Here is a 16883-nt window from a genome sequence, read left to right as displayed (position 1 = left end):
CCTTCGATTCAAACATATGACTGGATTCCTTAACTCTCGGGAGGAGTTACATCCATAGCTGCGTATTCACCGTCTTTCCGACGATAAATAATAGTTAACCGGCCTCTACGGGCACCTTTGTAAAGAATGAACGGACGTTCGCTGAGCTCCAACTCCATGATCGCATCTTCCTTATACATGGTTTTCACCGCGTAACGGTCCGGATGAACGATGAACGGCTCTGGATCGTGCTCGGATTCTTCCGGGTGATCCATCGCATCTTCGGTGAAATACCTTTCCTCGAGATAACGGATAGACTCATTCCGGTGAGGACGGTTTTTCTTCAGAAGCCTTGTTTTATGCTTACGCATCCTCCTGGAAATTTTCGAAATTGTCTCGTCGAGCGAGACATACATGTCGCGGCTTTCGCTATCAGCCTCAATCGTGATGTGGTTTGTGCAAAACAGGATAATTTCCGCAATCTGCCGGTTCTTCTGCACGTCCAAGATCACCTTCGCCTCGATGATCTTCGGATAATCAAGGTGGAGTCCTTCGATTTTCTTCTGAGCGTATTCGCGGAGAGAGTCGGTAACTTCTTCGTGCCTCACCGTAATGGTGATCGGCAAATTTACGTTTGCAGTTTGCATGATTCTTATTCGTTTTTTGTTAATTAAGGGTGAATGGAACGTATATTCCATCCATCGAATAGCTTCCTACAGCATTGTCCAAAACGCCATTAAGAAGTTCATAAAACTTCATCTTTTTGAATCTGGCTCGGAATTCCCCCAGCCTGCTGAGGGTTAGCTTTCCTCGTCGTTCCGGATCTTCTCTTTTACAAGATCCAGGAACTCCGGATTACCCTCCAGGGCGTCCGCTACAGCTCGTATGACACCCAGTGTCGAGCGCGAGACGTGGTGCTCCATTCCCTCCACATCGCGGTAAATTGTCTCCTCATCCAGCTGGAATAGTCGCAGGAAACGGGTAAGCGTTTCATGCCTCTCCACGATCGCACCGGCGATCCGCATTCCCCTCTCGGTGAGCGTTGTGCCCCGGTATTTCTGGTGCTTCACGAGGCCCTCGGCATCCAGTTTCTGGAGCATATTGGTTACGCTCGCCTGGGAAATTCCAAGATTCGTAGAAATATCAACCGCACGTGCATATCCTTTATCTTCGATGAGATGCAGGATCTGTTCAAGATAGTCATCCATCGCCACCGAGCCACTCGTCCGTTTGGAAACTGAATCAGCCATTACTCACCATCCTCCTTTCTTGCCACGCCTTCATACATGTCACGGTTCGATGCATGAAATTCAGCCTTCAAGCTCACCTGTAATTTACTCAAATCGATAAACCTCCAACCGAGAAACGTCCACTCCCCATCCTTCCCGTCGTGTTCGATACCCACCAATAAATGGGTCGCGTCATCCGTGATCTTCAGGGTTTCACCCTTGGGCTCGAAGTAAAACGAGCGAAAACTACTATCCTCCGAGCCCTGTTCCATCAATTTAGGATCAAGATAATAAACTTCACCGGTTTCTTCATCCGTAATTTTCAGATCAGGGTAGCCTGAACGTTGGGATTTGCCCGCCACGGTCTTCGGCACCTCGCACAAAATCCCTTCCTGCTCATTCAGCCCGGCAATCAAACCGTCTTCAAAATACCGGGAACCCTCATTGATACGGCGGAGACCACGGATCGGCGAAGTGTCCGAATTCATATCTTCCATCACATTCCCCAGCACATTTTCAATTATTGCTCTCACACGCTCACCGGACTCCATTTTCTCCAGGGGAATAACCTTCTTTCCGGATGCAGCCTCGGCAACCACCGCAAAATCAAACACCCGGTCTGCCAGTCCCTGTTTCAACAAGGATTTCACCAAAGCCGCATCCTGATTTTTCCGTTCCCGGGCCTTATGATTCGCCTCCGCCCGGCGCATCTCTTTTTTCTGAACCTCCCACCTGGGAAGGTCCGGACGTTTAGGCTCTCTGGTCGCCAGGAAAATGATTCCTCCGACCGCAATAACCGCAAAAACGATCTGTAGAATTTTCCTGAACATCGAAAATTAACGGAAATACTACTTCGCAGCCTGTCTCAGGCGATACCACGCACCGGTATTTGGAACAACAAGCGCCCACAAAGGAAGATCTTCCAATCCGAATCGCTTAACCATCCATTCAAGTAAAACCAACGAAGCAACGGCATCGAAAAGTGCATCATGCCAGCCTCTTCCCGGGACCAGTTCGCGCACCTTGTCCGCCACTCCTATATCCTCGCAGAGTATCCCAAGTGAATGCTTTGGTTGATCCGGCATCGAAGCCCGCGATAACAGCAACGTATCGACCCACGGATCGAACGGATTGCCCGGGAATACCCTTAGAAATTTCTTTTCCGTGCCCTTCGCGTGAGCCACTGGCACCGCGCCATCTCCCAGGCGGGAATTCACTTCCGGCCATAGGGATAACAGACTCGGCGCCCCCTCCAGATCACTCTCCTCGATTCCGTGAATCTTCTTCGCATACCAGTCCACGTTCCCCTCACGCTTGAGATATGAAACATGGAAATTATCAAAGCCATCCTTGAGCGACCAGGTTCCCATTCCAATCTGCACCGGCCAATCCTCTCTACCACGCTGAGCACCAGCCCCTTCGAAATCTATCCCTGCAAACACCACATCCCGCACCTTCCTTTGATCTTTCACGAAAGGTATCCTCACCTTATCAGGAAAAACCACAACCCGAATCCAACTCTTGTTTCGAGTTTATCATTTGATGTTTAAAAGTGGAGCACTCAGCATCCGCCCATGTCTGCTCCCACACCAATGATGGCCCAATATTTGGCCATGAGAAAAAGCCTCCCAGCTGACATCATTCTCTTCTACCGCTTGGGCGATTTCTACGAAATGTTCTTCGAAGACGCGAAAAACGCCGCGCCGATTATGAACGTTGCTCTCACCAAGCGCGGCGGCACACCTATGTGCGGCGTCCCCTACCACGCGGCACAAAACTATATTGCCCGGCTCTTGAAAGCCAATAAACGTGTCGCCATCGCAGAGCAAACCTCGGCTCCACAGCCGGGTAAAATCGTCGAACGGGAAATCGCCCGGATTCTTTCTCCCGGCTCCATTGATGATCTCACACTTCTCGATGACCAACGTCCGAACTACCTCGTAGCCCTCTCGAAAACCGGCAAAAACCATGGTTTGGCCGCCATCGATCACACCACCGGCGAGTTCATCATCGCGGAATTTACAGAGCCCGCACTTCTCCTCGACGAACTCGCCCGAATCTCCCCTTCGGAAATTATCATCCCCGACCATCAGATATCGGATTTTTCTGCGAACCACCCACACGCCCTTCCATACGATGGTTACACATTCCTCCCGGAGCACGCGGTAGATTTTCTGAAAAACCATTTCAACGTCCATTCACTCGATGGCTTCGGCTGTGCGGAACTCCACGCCGCTTCATCCGCAGCGGGCGCCGCCCTTCACTACCTCGTCCACCAGCTACGTAGACCCTGCGAGCACCTCCTCCCGCCCCGTGTTCTGGAAAACGACAAACACGTCCTCATCGATGCCGCCTCACAGAGGAATCTCGACCTAACCGAATCCCGCTCAGGGAAAAATCACACACTTCTCGCCGTTCTCGATCGCACGGCCACTCCCATGGGCGGCCGTCTGCTTCGCAGCTGGCTACTTCACCCGCTACGTGATCTCGATACCCTCACCGCGCGACAGGCAACCATCGCCTCGCTCCTCGCCGAGCCCTTCCTCCTCTCCAAAGCCCGCGAATCCCTCAAAAACATCCGTGATATCGAGCGAACTACCTCCCGCCTTTCACAGAACTCGGGAAACCCGCGAGATCTCCAGTCCCTCACCGTTTCCCTCCAGAACATACCACCCCTCAAGGAAATCCTCCTACCTCTCCTCAAAGATCATACCGCAGTAGTCACAAAGCTACACCCCCTCCCAGATCTCCTTGAGACGCTGGAAACAGCCTTGGTTGAAGAGCCCCCTGCACAGATCAAGGACGGAAACATCATCCGCGACGGCCATTCCGCCGAGCTCGATGAGCTCCGCAGCGCCTCCCGCAGCGGAAAAGACTGGATCGCACGCCTCCAGGCAGATGAGCGCAAACGCACCGGCATCGATTCTCTTAAGATCAAATTCAACAACGTCTTCGGCTACTTCATCGAAATCACCAAAACCCACATCGAAAAGGTTCCGGACGATTACACCCGCAAGCAAACCATGGCCAATGCGGAGCGCTACATCACACCCGCGCTCAAGGAAATGGAAAACAAGGTTCTCGGCGCAGAGGAGCGATCCAAACAACTCGAATACGAACTCTTTCTCCAGCTTCGCCAGGCAGTTGTAGAAAACCTCAAGGAGCTACAGGAGACAGCCGCCGCCATCGCAGAGATCGATACCCTATGCGCTCTCGCGGAAACCGCACAACTCCACCGACACACCCGCCCCACTCTCACACAAGGCACTGAACTCATCATCGAAAACGGTCGCCACCCGGTATTGGAGCAAACTCTCACCGATACAAAATTCGTCCCGAACGATACCGAACTCCTCCCGGAATCCAGTCGCCTGCAGATCCTCACCGGCCCTAACATGGCGGGCAAATCCACCTATATCCGCCAGCTCGCGCTCATCACCCTCATGGCACAGATCGGCGCCTACGTCCCCGCAGACTCTGCTACCATCGGCCTCACTGACCGCATCTTCTGCCGCGTAGGGGCCTCCGATGATATCTCACGTGGACAATCCACCTTCATGGTCGAAATGTCGGAAACCGCCCTCATTCTCAATCACGCCACCGAAAAATCTCTCGTCATCCTCGACGAAATTGGCCGCGGCACCGCCACATTCGATGGCCTCTCCATCGCCTGGGCCGTCGCCGAGCACCTCCACGATGAGACCAAATGCCGCACCCTCTTCGCCACCCACTACCACGAACTCACCGACCTCGCCAATACTAGGGACGCAGTAGTCAACTGCAACGTGGCCGTCCGCGAGTGGAACGAGGAAATCATCTTCCTCCACAAGATCCTCCCCGGTTCCGCGGATAAATCATACGGCATTCAGGTAGCCCGCCTCGCCGGCTTACCGAAACCGGTTCTCGCTCGCGCAAAGTCCATCCTGAGCCACCTGGAAATGAATTCCACCAAACCAACGGCCAAGGACAAACACCCAAAACCCAAGACCACGAAACTGGAAGACTCCATGCCGGAGGCAAACTCTCCCCAGATGAACCTCTTCGATTTTTAGCCTTCGAATAAGTGTATGAATTACACTCATTATGAAATGATTTAAATATGATTGAAATCTCTATTAATGTTAGGGAAAGCTGTGTCTAACAGTGGTTAAATAGGCAGCATGCCATCTCGTCCCCTGTTTCTCGGGCCTCAAACTATCCGTCTCGGCTTCGTGCCCCAGATTGACTGTGCCCCTATCGTTGTTGCCTACGAAAAAGGCATTTTCAAAAAGCACGGCCTTAGAATAAATCTCAGCAGAGAACTGGGCTGGGCAACAATTCATAATAAAATCAGCTATGCACAACTCGATGCAGCACAAAGTCCTGCCAGTATAGCGATCTGCCTCGGATTGGGCCTGAACATGATGCGTAGCGGTGTCACCGTTCCACTGGTCTTTAATCTCCAGGGCAATGCCATTACCATTTCCAAGGAGATTGGATACAAGGAAATTGGCCTGGGGGAAAAATTCAACGATTACCTGACCTATAAGTGGAAGAAAGACCGCCCATTGATCCTGGCCGTTCCCCACCGGCTTTCTTCACAATTTTCAATGCTGAATTCCTGGTTATCCCGCAACCGGGTAACACCCTCACGAAATTTGGAAATCATCTGGCTCCCCTCCTACCTGATGCCCCGTCATTTGAAAGCTGGGCATATCGACGGTTACTGCGCGGCGGAGCCATGGAACTCAGAGTCGATCATATCAAATCAGGGTTGGTGCCCCGCCACTTCTGCTGATTTGGCCAGCCATCACCCGGAAAGCGTATTGATGGTCTCGGAAGAATTCGGCGATGACGACAAATCCAGAATGCTGGCAACGGTGGCAGCGCTGATGGAATCCTGCCGCCTCTGTCAATCGCCGGAATTCCGCGAAGAACTTATCTCCATTTTGGCCCGTAGGGAATATGTAGGATCTTCTCCGGCGGTTTTGGAAAACAGCCTCGGACCGGTTTTTCAATCAGGGATAGGAAGTATGAACAGTGAAGACTTCCACATCTTTCACGGCGGCGATACCAATCGCCCGAACATACATAAAGCATCCTGGATCCTCTCGGAACTTCGCAAGGAAGGAACCATCAAAGAGGAAACCTGCGGCCCACTTTCTACCATTTTCAGGGAAGATAGCTACATAGCTGCAGAAGGTCTGCTTTCTAAACCTAGAATCAAGCCAACGAAGGAGATCGGCACCGAGAAAATCATCCGGAAAAACCGAAAAGAGCAGGTCCCCACCCAGTAGAAAAATCCCCGCTTCACACACTCGAATTATCTCTGGATCCTACCAAGGCAGATCGCCCATCACTCCTGCACGCGGCATTTTTCCACCACCTCTTCCCAGCGGAAATCTTCCCTAAGCATTTTCTCTAACCACGGATCGCTTTCAGAAAGCCTTCGCGCACCGGAAAACTTCGATGGAGTCGTAATCCTTGTGAAAAGGACCCTCCGGCACTTTCCCCGTTCCACTGATTTTGTCCCGTATCCACCGGGTTGGTTGCTAGACCAAAATCTCACCCTTTCGGTATCGTGCCCGAGATAAACAACCAAATGCCCCCGCTCCCGCCCGCCAATTTTGTCAGTCCACCAGATTTTCAGAAAATCCCCGGGAATAGCCTCATCCCATGAGGTGAAATTTATCCCCGCTCCAAGATCTGCGACCAGCTTCGCCGCACCAGGTCCATTTGAATTCCACCTACCGAAAACGCCATGACCATCTTTTTGGTCAATTTCAGGTAAAAGTGCTGCATCGCCGCGGCCCAGCGCTTTCAGTAAAACCAGATAAGTGGCCCCCGAGCAGAAACTAGGTTTCGCAATGCCTGCGTCCACGCGAATCAGTCCACCGCTCCACGCACAACTCCCGTTGAGAAGATTCTTCGTGGCGTCACTCCCGTCATACCCACCGCCGGTTGGCATACTTTGGACCGCAGAGAGGACTCTGGTATTGACATCGGCACTTTGCGCCTCGCCGGCAAGGTCGACGCAACCGGAAACACACACGGCAACCAGAAATGCCTGAAAGATCCTTGTAAACATGCGTCATTCAAACCCTCCCTCCCGTTTCCTGCCAGTCACTAAATCAAAATTTCCGCTGGCACTGGACAATCACCTTTTAGCGGCGACTTTGATTTCCCGATGCCTGATCAACGCCACCCAGAAGGAACTGCAAGTATTCCAAATACGGAATCCGCGGATCTCAGGAGACAGCCAGTCGGCCGGCCGGGATTCATCGAGGCATTCAGCGCTTTCTCGCACCGGAACTACCGGATCTTCTTCGGCGGTCAGGTCATTTCCCTGATTGGGACCTGGCTTCAGACTACAGCGGAAGGTTGGCTGGTTTACGAGCTCAGTGGTTCCTCTGTCGCGCTCGGCCTTATCCGGTTTGCAAATATGCTCCCCTTCGCCCTGCTGGCACTCTGGGGCGGAATTGTCGCCGATCGCATTTCCAGGCGAAAGATCCTGATTTTCACCCAGTCGGCATCGATGATCCTCGCCCTCCTTCTGGCCCTTCTGGTCTATCTGAAAGTCATCGAGGTATGGCATGTTGCCGTGATTGGGATGGGATTGGGCATAGCAAACGCATTCGATGTTCCCGCGCGCCAATCTTTCGTGGTCGATCTGGTGGGTAAGGAGGATCTGATCAACGGAATCGCGTTGAACTCCTCGATGTTTAATCTCGCACGGGTCGCCGGACCGGCTATGGCGGGCGCGTTGATCGGGATCGTCGGAATGGCCGGATGTTTCCTCGTAAACGGACTGTCCTACATTGCCGTCATCTTCAGCTACTCGAAGCTGGATTTACCCAAGTTCGAGAAACGCACGGATAACCCACCGTTTCTTCAGGCAATCCGTGAGGCCTATTGTTACATCGCAAAGGATCCACCGTTGCGGGCAATCATGATTCTGGTCTCCACGTTCAGTATGTTCGGAATGAGCTTCAATGTGCTTATGCCGGTTTTCGCGAAGGATGTTCTGCATGGGGATGCAAAAGCCTTCGGCATACTCATGGCATTCAACGGCCTCGGAGCTTTGATCGGCGGACTTTCTCTGGCCAGCAAGGGTAAGGCATTCGAGCGCCGAACCCTCGTCTATTTTGGACTTTTCGGCTGTTGTGTCTTCCTAAGTATTTTCGCGATTTCCAAAATTTTCTGGCTCTCCTGCGCGATGCTCGTGATTTCCGGTTTTTTCATGATTATCTTCCTAGCCAGCGCGAATACCGGCACCCAGCTTCGCTCGCCGGATGCTTTACGCGGCAGAATAATGGGATTCTATTCCCTCTGCTTTCTCGGCATGAGTTCTGTAGGAGGCCTTATGATGGGCGCGCTTGCGAAGTTATTCGGCGCACCTACAGCAGTTGTCATCGGGATGACCATCTGCCTGATTGTGGGCATTTTATTTGCCGGCCGTATCAAGCTCACGCCAAAACGCCGCCGGGGATAGGACCAAGCGCTTACGCCTTGGCTTTGCGCAAATTTCGCGTATTCGATTCCCAGCGAATGTCAGGAAGATTTCCCTTCGATATCCGAGAACCAGCCGCCCTTGGCAGTAACCCATTTCCCCTTCTTAACCACCTTGGAGAAACCGATTCCTTCCTTCGCGGCTCCTTCGAAAACTTCCCATGCCTGACTAGCTAGAATTCCCGAAACCACCAGGTCTCCCCCTTTTCCAAGCGACTTGGCAATCACCGGCCAAGCTTCAAGGAGCACAGTGGAAAACAGATTTGCCAGCACCACGTCATAGCCACTTTTCCTCGGCTTCCACTTCAGAACATCCTGCTCTTTCATGGTGATATCCGGAGTTCCGTTTCGCTGCGCATTGCGCTTCGCGACCTCGACGGCAAAAGGATCGAAATCACAACCCCAGACCTCGCTGGCACCCAGCTTTGAAGCAGCAATCGCCAAAAGACCAGTCCCTGAACCAAGGTCCGCAACTGACCATTTCTCATTCTTTCGGGTCCTGGAAATATCCACCAGAAAACGGAGGCAGGTTGAGGTTGTAGCATGATCCCCGGTCCCAAATGCCATCTCGGGGGGAATAATCATTAGCTCTCTTTTCGGAAACTCTTTTTGAAGTGCATTGAGTTGTTTTTCCTCCGTCTCCGCTGAAACTAAAAAAACGTCGCGCACCTTCAGAGGCTTCGGTATTGCCGGTGCCTTTTGCCATTCAGCGTTTTTCACTTTCCTGACAGATCCTCCGAACAGCTCGAAAATTTCGTCCGCAGCCTTCTTGGTATCGCAATAGATCTGGAGCCTCACGGACTTCCCTCCCTTGATATACTCCATCACGAAATTCGGGTTGCCCGCAAAACGCTCTTCCCAGGCATCAATCCACTGCGCTCCTGAAAGCTTCGACCATAAATACATAATAGTATCTACAACACCAATCCGCGTGCCTTCGCACAAGTTAGAAATTTCAGGGATTAAGCCCGTTCCCATGTAAAAACTGCCGGAACCATCCACAAAAAAAGCCCACCAAACCGGTGGACTGAAATAAAACTGGAGCGGGCGATGAGATTCGAACTCACGACATCCACCTTGGCAAGGTGGCGCTCTACCACTGAGCTACGCCCGCTTTATTTTGCGCATACGAGAATAAACCCCCTTTTCTAGACCAAAAAACCACCGAATCGGTGGAGATCTGAAGAAAATGGAGCGGGCGATGAGATTCGAACTCACGACATCCACCTTGGCAAGGTGGCGCTCTACCACTGAGCTACGCCCGCGTCTTTTCCGCGTGCGGGGTTGTTACCTGTCCGCTGATTTCGTTCAAGAAGTTTTTAGCATTTTTAGGAAAAAATTTCTCCACACCTCCTCCCTATCCCTCTACCCATAGCCAGCCGCCTTATGTCTGATAAACTTGCTCAAATCATCGCCACGAAACACCAGGAAGTGGAAGCCCTCCTACCACGCGCCGGACACCTTCGCGCAGCAGCGCTCCAGCGCAACGAGTTCCGCGGTTTTCGCGCCGCCCTCGACCGCGGCCCGGACAATCTAGCCCTTATCGCCGAGGTAAAAAAAGCTTCGCCTTCCGTGGGCCTCATCGATCCAAACTTCGATCCAATCCTGCAGGCCGGTAGATATATCGACGGAGGTGCGTCCTGTCTTTCCATCCTCACCGACGAGAAATATTTCCAAGGTTCCCTTGGCTATCTGTCAAAGATTTCCGAATTCTCCCCGATTCCGCTTCTGAGAAAAGATTTTACGATCCACGAAATTCAAATCCACGAAGCCGTGATCGCCGGTGCCGATGCCATCCTCCTGATCGTGGCAGCCCTGGACGATGACTTGCTGCGCCGCCTCTATCACGAAGCAAAATCCTTCCAACTCGACGTGCTGGTAGAGGTCCACAACCTCCCGGAAATGGAGCGGGCACTTGAACTTGAGGCTGATCTAATTGGTATCAATAACCGGAATCTCAAAACCTTCGAGGTGGATATGGCAACTACCGAGCTACTCGCGGAAGAAGCACCGGATGATGTAATCCTGGTCTCTGAAAGTGGAATCAAAACCCACGAAGACGCCCGCCGCGCTCTTAGTGCGGGTGCGAATGCACTCCTCATCGGCGAGACCCTCATGCGTTCGGATGATCCATCCAAGGCGATCGAAGACTTCATGAACATTACCGCGCAGTCTTAAGCTGAATTGCTAAAACTCAGCTCCGCGCTATCTTCCTGAATGTCAGAACAAAATTCAGAAGAAAAAATCGATAAGTCCGATCTGGATCGTGCGGAGAACGGTAGTCCCAACAAGGTTCCGTTGAAGGCCAATGAAGAGGATGCCTACGTGGAGGGATCCGAACTGCAAAGCTCCGAACCGACCGAAGAGGAAAAACAGGCCAACGATCCTACTTCCGATCGCTCTTCCACTACTTGAGGAGACCAATGGAGCCTAAAAACTCCCTTCATATAACTTTATGGAATTAATTCCACGCCCGCGAATCACAATCAGTGTATTCGTTGAAAACTTCTCCTAGTCTAAAAAATATGTCAGAAACCGCAACCCGCGAACGCTATTCAGCCGCCGCAGCAGCCCCGGAGGCAGCACTTTGCTGCCCGGTAAATTACGATCCACAATTTCTCAAAGCAATTCCTTCAGAGGTAATCGAAAAAGACTACGGTTGCGGAGACCCATCGAAATACCTGCTCCCGGGTGAGACTGTTCTGGACCTAGGCTCTGGAACCGGAAAAATCTGCTTCATAGCCTCACAAGTTGTAGGCCCGACCGGTAAGGTAATCGGAGTCGATATGCTGGACGACATGCTTGAAGTCGCTCGGCGTAATGCGCCAATCGTCGCTGAGAACATAGGGCATTCGAATGTGGAATTCAGGAAAGGCCGCATCCAGGATCTGGCTCTCGACCTTGAAGCCTTGGAGATGGAACTCCAGAAAAGGCCTATCAAAGATGCCAATTCATTCCTGCAACTCGAAGATTTAACTGCAGATCTCAGCTCTGAAAGACCACTGGTTTCCTCCGACACGATTGACGTGGTAGTCTCAAACTGTGTCCTGAATCTCGTCGAAAATCGACTAAAGAAGCAGCTTTTCGAAGAAATCTTCCGCGTGCTTAAAAACGGAGGAAGAGCAGTCATTTCGGATATCGTCTCGGATGAGGAAATTCCGCAGCATCTTCAGGACGATGAACACCTATGGAGCGGATGCATCAGTGGTGCATATACGGAAAAAGGCTTCGTAGAAGCTTTTGAAGCTGCCGGCTTCTACGGAATCGAAATTCTCAAGCGGGATGAGGATCCTTGGCAGACGGTGGAAGGAATCGAATTCAGATCCGTGACCATCCAGGCTTGGAAAGGCAAACAGGGACCGTGTATCGAACGAAATCAAGCAGTCGTTTATAACGGACCATTCAAAAAAGTATTGGATGACGACGGCCATGCCATGGAGCGTGGTGAGCGTTATGCGGTATGCGAAAAGGCCTACAATCTCTATAAGAAAGCCCCCTACGCGGAATTCTTCACTTTCATCGAGCCTCATACGGAGATTCCCATTGATGAAGCAATACCCTTCGACTGTTCACGCACTCCGATCCGCAGTGCCCGGGAAACGAAAGGTCTGGAATACGATCTAACTACCGAGGCTTCAAATTGCTGCGAACCGGGAACCGACTGTTGCTAAAGCCACTACGAATTTAGAAACCGCCCCCTCCAGAACATCTATCCAAAATAGAAACGCTTCTCCAGATCGTATCCACCTGAAGTCGATTTTTTTCTAAATACTAAGAATGAGCATTTTTCAAGACCTCCTCGAAACCAATAAAGTCCCACTCAAACGCGGAATGTTCGACACCCTGCAGATCAATGTCGGGCGCAAATGCAATCAGACCTGCACTCATTGCCACGTTGACGCAGGCCCGACCCGCACGGAAATGATGGATGAGGAGACTGCTCATAAGGTTGGAGCCTGGATTCTCGAGCACAAACCCGCCACAGTCGACATCACCGGCGGCGCTCCGGAAATCTCAGAATTCTTCAATTACTTCGTGGAAACCGCACGCTCCGTTGGCGCACACGTGATCGACAGGAATAACCTCACAATCATCGAGACGAAAAAATACGCTTACCTGCCGGAGTTTCTAGCAAAACACGAAGTGGAGGTTGTAGCCTCCCTTCCCTGCTATTCTGCGGAAAACGTTAATGCTCAGCGTGGTGACGGTGTCTTCGATAAGAGTATTTCCGCACTTAAAAAACTGAACGCAGTCGGGTATGGCACCACTCTACCACTGACCCTCGTATTCAACCCATTTGGCGCAAAACTCCCGCCAAACCAAGACGAATTGGAGGCCGATTACAAACGCGAACTCAAAAAGCATTTTGGTATCGTCTTCACCCGCCTATTTGCGATCACCAATCTACCGATAGCCCGCTTTGCGGTGGACCTTCGTGAACAAGGACAGTGGGACTACTACATGCAGCTGCTGGCAGACAGTTTTAATCCCGATACAGTGGACGGCCTGATGTGCCGCAATACCATAAATATCGGATGGAAAGGCGAAGTCTTCGATTGCGACTTCAATCAAATGCTCTTCATGCAGCAGCAACAGGAAGGGAAAAAGCTTTTCCTATGGGACGTCACCCCGGAATCCATGGCTGAGCAGGAAATCCTGACCGCCAATCATTGCTTGGGCTGCACCGCAGGCGCAGGATCGTCTTGCACAGGTGCATTGGAAGCGGCTACTGCTTGAGTCCACACATGAACTCCCACCCGAATGATCCGCTTCATGGATACACCCTGGAAATCATCATCACCCGCCTCGTAGAGGAATACGGGTGGGACGAACTTGCCGACCGCATCCGCATCCGCTGCTTTGCGAATGATCCATCGGTGAAGTCCACCCTGAAATTTCTTCGTAAAACCCCGTGGGCTCGGAACAAGGTCGAAAACCTCTTCATCGAGACACTCGAACGCCACGAAAAAGAGTTCAATAGTCCAGACGAAGTTTAGTCGGAAATTGCTCTCCAAATCGGGCATCCTGGCCCCATTTCCACACCTTTCCTATACCCGGAAAGTCGTTTACGGGATTCTTCCGCTAACATCCTGCGCACCTCGCGGCGCTCACCCTTTATCCTAGGGATATTCATGTGATCGTAGGAGGTTGTCTGATGTCTCAACCATGCGATCGTCGCGGCTTCCGCCCGGCGCTCGATCGGAATCCGTTTTGTCCGTGCCACCGTTCCACTACCCACAGGTGTAGCATGGGCGGATATCAATCCGGCTAGCCTTTCCCCAAGGTCTCTATGCCTCTCGTGAAAAGCCAAAAAAGCTTTCACCGCTCCCACAAAATCCTCCGCATATGCCACTTCTTGCTTCTCACGGCGCTTTCTGCCCGCTTCCAGCTTCTTTTCATAGGCCGGATCTTCGCGCTCCACTTCCAGCTCGGTCCGGAAAAAATCAATCCTTTCCGCCGGTGCCCACACCCCTTTCGAGATCATTCGTTTCCGATGGAGTTCTTTGACGACCCAGTGCGGACCATCCTTTTTCACCCTACGTGTCAGCCCCGCATCTCCGGGTGGAAGTAGCGCCCAATCTTCCGGAATCTTCATTTCCTTACCTTGGTTATCCAGTACGTAACCCTCTCTCTTTCCTCGTTTTACATCCATCTTTGTTAGTCGTCTTTTCCCCCACGCTCACGCGGTTCCGTCGGAGCATTGCCCGACCTACGCACAGGAATCAATCCATCGCTTCGAGAGTTTATCCAAAATAAAATTGACTCGCACTCTCGTTAATGAGACTCAGTCTCATCTTTACAAAGTAACTCATGAAATTGAACGAGACACACCAATCCACGACCAACACCCTCCGGGGAAGAGGTTACGAAACTCTGGCAATGACAGGCACCCTGATGGCACTCAGCCAACTTACCGCAGGTGCTGCCCCCGCAGAACAATCCACCGATAGCGATGCGGATGGTACAGCCGATACTCTTCCCGAGTTGATCGTGCAGGGAGACAAAGAGGAAACCCTCTATAAGCCGGAGAAGCTTAAAACCGGCAAATACTCGGTACCCCTTCTGGACGTGCCGCAAACAGTGAATGTTGTCACTGAGGACGTGATTAGAGAGCAAGGTGCCTCTAGCCTGCGAGACGTGCTTAAGAACGTTCCGGGAATCAGCATCCAGGCAGGTGAAGGTGGTGTGCCACCAGGCGATAATCTTTCCATCCGCGGCTTCAACGCCCGCACCGACCTTTTCGTAGACGGCGTTCGTGACTTTGGCGGATACAGCCGCGACCCTTTCAATATTGAACAAGTAGAGGTCACCAAAGGCCCCTCCTCCACCAATGCAGGACGCGGTTCGACCGGTGGATCGATCAACCTATCCTCGAAAACTCCGCATCTGGGCAATGAGTCCAGCATCCTCCTCGGAGGCGGCACTGCCAGCTATGGCCGCGCGACCATTGATGTGAATCAGGAAATCAGTGCCATCGAGAACGCAGCCTTCCGCATGAACGCAATGCTTCACACCCAAGACACCGCAGGCCGTGATCAAGTCACCCAGGATCGCTGGGGCATTGCTCCTTCCATCGCCTTCGGACTTGGCACCGATACACGCCTCACTCTCAGCTACTTCCATCTCGAGCAGGACAATGTGCCTGACTACGGGATTCCTTGGCTGGATGACGGCCCTTCTCCTGTGGATGATGAAAACTGGTATGGACTGCTTGGCCGTGATTTCGAAGAAACACAGACTGATATCTTCACCGCTATTTTCGAACACGATTTCAATGAAGACCTCTCCATCAGAAATCTCTCCCGCTACGGCAGAAACCATCTGGACCTCAGCGTCACCGCTCCGCGTTTCAACGATCCTGCGGTAGCCGGCTCCGAAATCCGCCGCACGGATTGGAAAAACCGTGATCAGACGGACACCATCCTCTCCAACCAAACGGATCTTACCTACAAATTCAGAACGGGCACCGTAGAGCACGAACTCATCGGCTCCATGGAACTCAGCCGTGAGGAATCCGAAAATAAAATCCGTGAAGACCTCAACGCCGCCTCACTCCCGGACGCGGATCTATACGACCCTAGTCCATACGGCTACTCCGCCGATCTCGCCTATACAGGTGAAGTCCGTGAAGCCACAGCCGATACCGTTGCTTTCTCGCTTTTCGACACAGTTAAGCTGAATGAACAATGGATCCTCTCCGGCGGCCTCCGTTGGGAATCCTTCAATGTGGACTATAAAGAGCGCGCTTCCGACGCGGACGGCGGCGGCACCACCAGCCTCAGCCGTAGTGATGAAATGCTCAGCTATCGTGCTGCGGTAAACTACAAGCCTCGTGAAAACGGCAGCATATACCTCGGTTACGGCACTTCATTCAACCCATCTGCAGAAGGCCTCACACTCAGTGATTCCGAGACATCCAGCGCGAACGTTAATACCGATCCGGAGGAAAACCGCACCATCGAGCTCGGCACCAAATGGGACCTGCTTGATGATCGTCTCCTCGTGAACGCAGCCATTTTCCGGACCGATAAAATCAACGCCCGCACCAGTGACCCGACTGATGCCGCGGAAATTATCGTCCTTGACGGTGAACAACGCGTTCAAGGTTTCGAAGCTGGATTCACCGGCCTACTTACAGATCAATGGCGTGTGCTTGGTGGCTACACATATCTCGATGGTGAAATCACATCCTCACAGGATGCCAGTGAAGTTGGCGTAGGCCTCAGCAATACCCCTACCCATTCCTTCAACCTCTGGACGGTCTACGATCTTCCCAAAGGTTTCCAGGTCGGGCTCGGCGCAAACTATGTAGGTGCGCGCACAAGTTCCACGAATGTCGCCCGCATGCGCACCGCGGATAGCTACGTCACACTGGATGCATTGGTAGGCTACCAAATGAACGAAAATGTTAGCCTCCGCCTGAACGTCTACAACCTGGCGGACCAGGATTACATCGACCGTGTCGGTGGTGGCCATTACATCCCGGGTGCCGGCCGTTCCGCTACTCTCACTGCAGAAATCACGTTCTAATCTGAAAGGTAAATTCAGGCACTGAATTACCGACCAGCGATCAAGTCGCTCAGGCCCGCCAGATCATCGATCCGGCGGGCCTGAGTAGATTTCTAGACCTTCGTTGTTCCTTAGGCTGGAAAAGCCAGACACAACCTGCAGTTACCGAAATTTGCT

At 52.2% G+C, this 16883-nt stretch carries 16 protein-coding genes and 2 tRNA genes; 9 read left to right on the top strand and 9 right to left on the bottom strand.

Going from position 1 to position 16883, the window contains the following annotated elements; all coding sequences use genetic code 11:
- Nucleotides 1-29: 29 nt before the first annotated feature.
- From hpf to AAGA79_RS07230, 4 genes are all read right to left on the bottom strand, one after another.
- On the bottom strand, nucleotides 30-626 hold the full coding sequence (gene hpf, locus AAGA79_RS07245; protein ID WP_411828105.1) for a ribosome hibernation-promoting factor, HPF/YfiA family: 597 nt from the start codon (nucleotides 624-626) through the stop codon (nucleotides 30-32).
- A gap of 153 nt (nucleotides 627-779) precedes the next feature.
- On the bottom strand, nucleotides 780-1229 hold the full coding sequence (gene mntR / locus AAGA79_RS07240) for a transcriptional regulator MntR (RefSeq protein WP_411828104.1): 450 nt from the start codon (nucleotides 1227-1229) through the stop codon (nucleotides 780-782).
- Nucleotides 1229-2038 (bottom strand): hypothetical protein, encoded by an 810-nt coding sequence (locus AAGA79_RS07235; protein ID WP_411828103.1) that lies wholly within the window; start codon nucleotides 2036-2038, stop codon nucleotides 1229-1231. Before AAGA79_RS07235 ends, mntR begins: the two co-directional genes overlap by 1 nt.
- An 18-nt stretch (nucleotides 2039-2056) precedes the next feature.
- Nucleotides 2057-2680 (bottom strand): exonuclease domain-containing protein, encoded by a 624-nt coding sequence (locus AAGA79_RS07230; protein ID WP_411828102.1) that lies wholly within the window; start codon nucleotides 2678-2680, stop codon nucleotides 2057-2059.
- 102 nt (nucleotides 2681-2782) lie between these two features.
- Here AAGA79_RS07230 and mutS point away from each other — a divergent pair, with 102 nt between their 5' ends.
- The gene (gene mutS / locus AAGA79_RS07225) at nucleotides 2783-5260 is read left to right on the top strand and encodes a DNA mismatch repair protein MutS (protein WP_411828101.1); all 2478 of its coding nucleotides are present in this window, start codon (nucleotides 2783-2785) and stop codon (nucleotides 5258-5260) included.
- 108 nt (nucleotides 5261-5368) lie between these two features.
- Nucleotides 5369-6484, top strand: a complete 1116-nt coding sequence (locus AAGA79_RS07220; protein WP_411828100.1) for an ABC transporter substrate-binding protein — start codon at nucleotides 5369-5371, stop codon at nucleotides 6482-6484.
- 59 nt (nucleotides 6485-6543) lie between these two features.
- On the opposite strand, the gene AAGA79_RS07215 is transcribed toward AAGA79_RS07220, so the two are convergent.
- The gene (locus tag AAGA79_RS07215; protein WP_411828099.1) at nucleotides 6544-7275 is read right to left on the bottom strand and encodes a hypothetical protein; all 732 of its coding nucleotides are present in this window, start codon (nucleotides 7273-7275) and stop codon (nucleotides 6544-6546) included.
- A gap of 99 nt (nucleotides 7276-7374) precedes the next feature.
- On the opposite strand from AAGA79_RS07215, the gene AAGA79_RS07210 reads away from it, so the two are divergent.
- Nucleotides 7375-8679, top strand: coding sequence for an MFS transporter (locus tag AAGA79_RS07210; RefSeq protein ID WP_411828098.1), 1305 nt, complete (start codon nucleotides 7375-7377; stop codon nucleotides 8677-8679).
- Nucleotides 8680-8738: 59 nt separating this feature from the next.
- Here AAGA79_RS07210 and AAGA79_RS07205 read toward each other — a convergent pair whose 3' ends face one another.
- From AAGA79_RS07205 to AAGA79_RS07195, 3 genes are all read right to left on the bottom strand, one after another.
- Nucleotides 8739-9602 carry a 50S ribosomal protein L11 methyltransferase gene (locus AAGA79_RS07205; protein ID WP_411828097.1) on the bottom strand — a complete coding sequence of 288 codons (864 nt, stop codon included), beginning with the start codon at nucleotides 9600-9602 and terminating at the stop codon, nucleotides 8739-8741.
- A gap of 133 nt (nucleotides 9603-9735) precedes the next feature.
- Nucleotides 9736-9810, bottom strand: a tRNA-Gly gene (locus AAGA79_RS07200).
- A gap of 76 nt (nucleotides 9811-9886) precedes the next feature.
- Nucleotides 9887-9961, bottom strand: a tRNA-Gly gene (locus AAGA79_RS07195).
- 121 nt (nucleotides 9962-10082) lie between these two features.
- Between AAGA79_RS07195 and trpC the strand changes: the two genes are divergently transcribed.
- From trpC to AAGA79_RS07170, 5 genes are all read left to right on the top strand, one after another.
- A complete protein-coding gene (gene trpC / locus AAGA79_RS07190; protein ID WP_411828096.1) occupies nucleotides 10083-10874 on the top strand; it encodes an indole-3-glycerol phosphate synthase TrpC in 792 nt (263 codons plus the stop codon).
- Between the two features lie 39 nt (nucleotides 10875-10913).
- Entirely contained in the window at nucleotides 10914-11111 is a 198-nt protein-coding gene (locus AAGA79_RS07185) for a hypothetical protein (RefSeq protein ID WP_411828095.1), read from the top strand.
- A gap of 110 nt (nucleotides 11112-11221) precedes the next feature.
- A complete protein-coding gene (locus AAGA79_RS07180) occupies nucleotides 11222-12367 on the top strand; it encodes a methyltransferase domain-containing protein (protein WP_411828094.1) in 1146 nt (381 codons plus the stop codon).
- A gap of 106 nt (nucleotides 12368-12473) precedes the next feature.
- On the top strand, nucleotides 12474-13433 hold the full coding sequence (gene arsS, locus AAGA79_RS07175) for an arsenosugar biosynthesis radical SAM (seleno)protein ArsS (RefSeq protein WP_411828093.1): 960 nt from the start codon (nucleotides 12474-12476) through the stop codon (nucleotides 13431-13433).
- An 8-nt stretch (nucleotides 13434-13441) separates the two neighbouring features.
- Entirely contained in the window at nucleotides 13442-13693 is a 252-nt protein-coding gene (locus AAGA79_RS07170; protein ID WP_411828092.1) for a VF530 family DNA-binding protein, read from the top strand.
- Here AAGA79_RS07170 and AAGA79_RS07165 read toward each other — a convergent pair.
- Nucleotides 13690-14292: a DUF2293 domain-containing protein gene (locus tag AAGA79_RS07165; RefSeq protein ID WP_411828091.1), complete on the bottom strand. Its 603-nt coding sequence runs from the start codon at nucleotides 14290-14292 to the stop codon at nucleotides 13690-13692. The genes AAGA79_RS07170 and AAGA79_RS07165 overlap by 4 nt on opposite strands.
- A 215-nt stretch (nucleotides 14293-14507) precedes the next feature.
- Here AAGA79_RS07165 and AAGA79_RS07160 point away from each other — a divergent pair, with 215 nt between their 5' ends.
- Nucleotides 14508-16727: a TonB-dependent receptor gene (locus AAGA79_RS07160; RefSeq protein WP_411828090.1), complete on the top strand. Its 2220-nt coding sequence runs from the start codon at nucleotides 14508-14510 to the stop codon at nucleotides 16725-16727.
- Nucleotides 16728-16883 lie beyond the last annotated feature (156 nt).

Source organism: Luteolibacter sp. AS25 (assembly GCF_046736275.1).
In the GTDB taxonomy this organism is placed as follows: domain Bacteria; phylum Verrucomicrobiota; class Verrucomicrobiia; order Verrucomicrobiales; family Akkermansiaceae; genus Luteolibacter.
The sequence above is the reverse complement of the archived record's forward strand: the minus strand, read 5'-3'. Positions and strand labels throughout refer to the sequence as shown.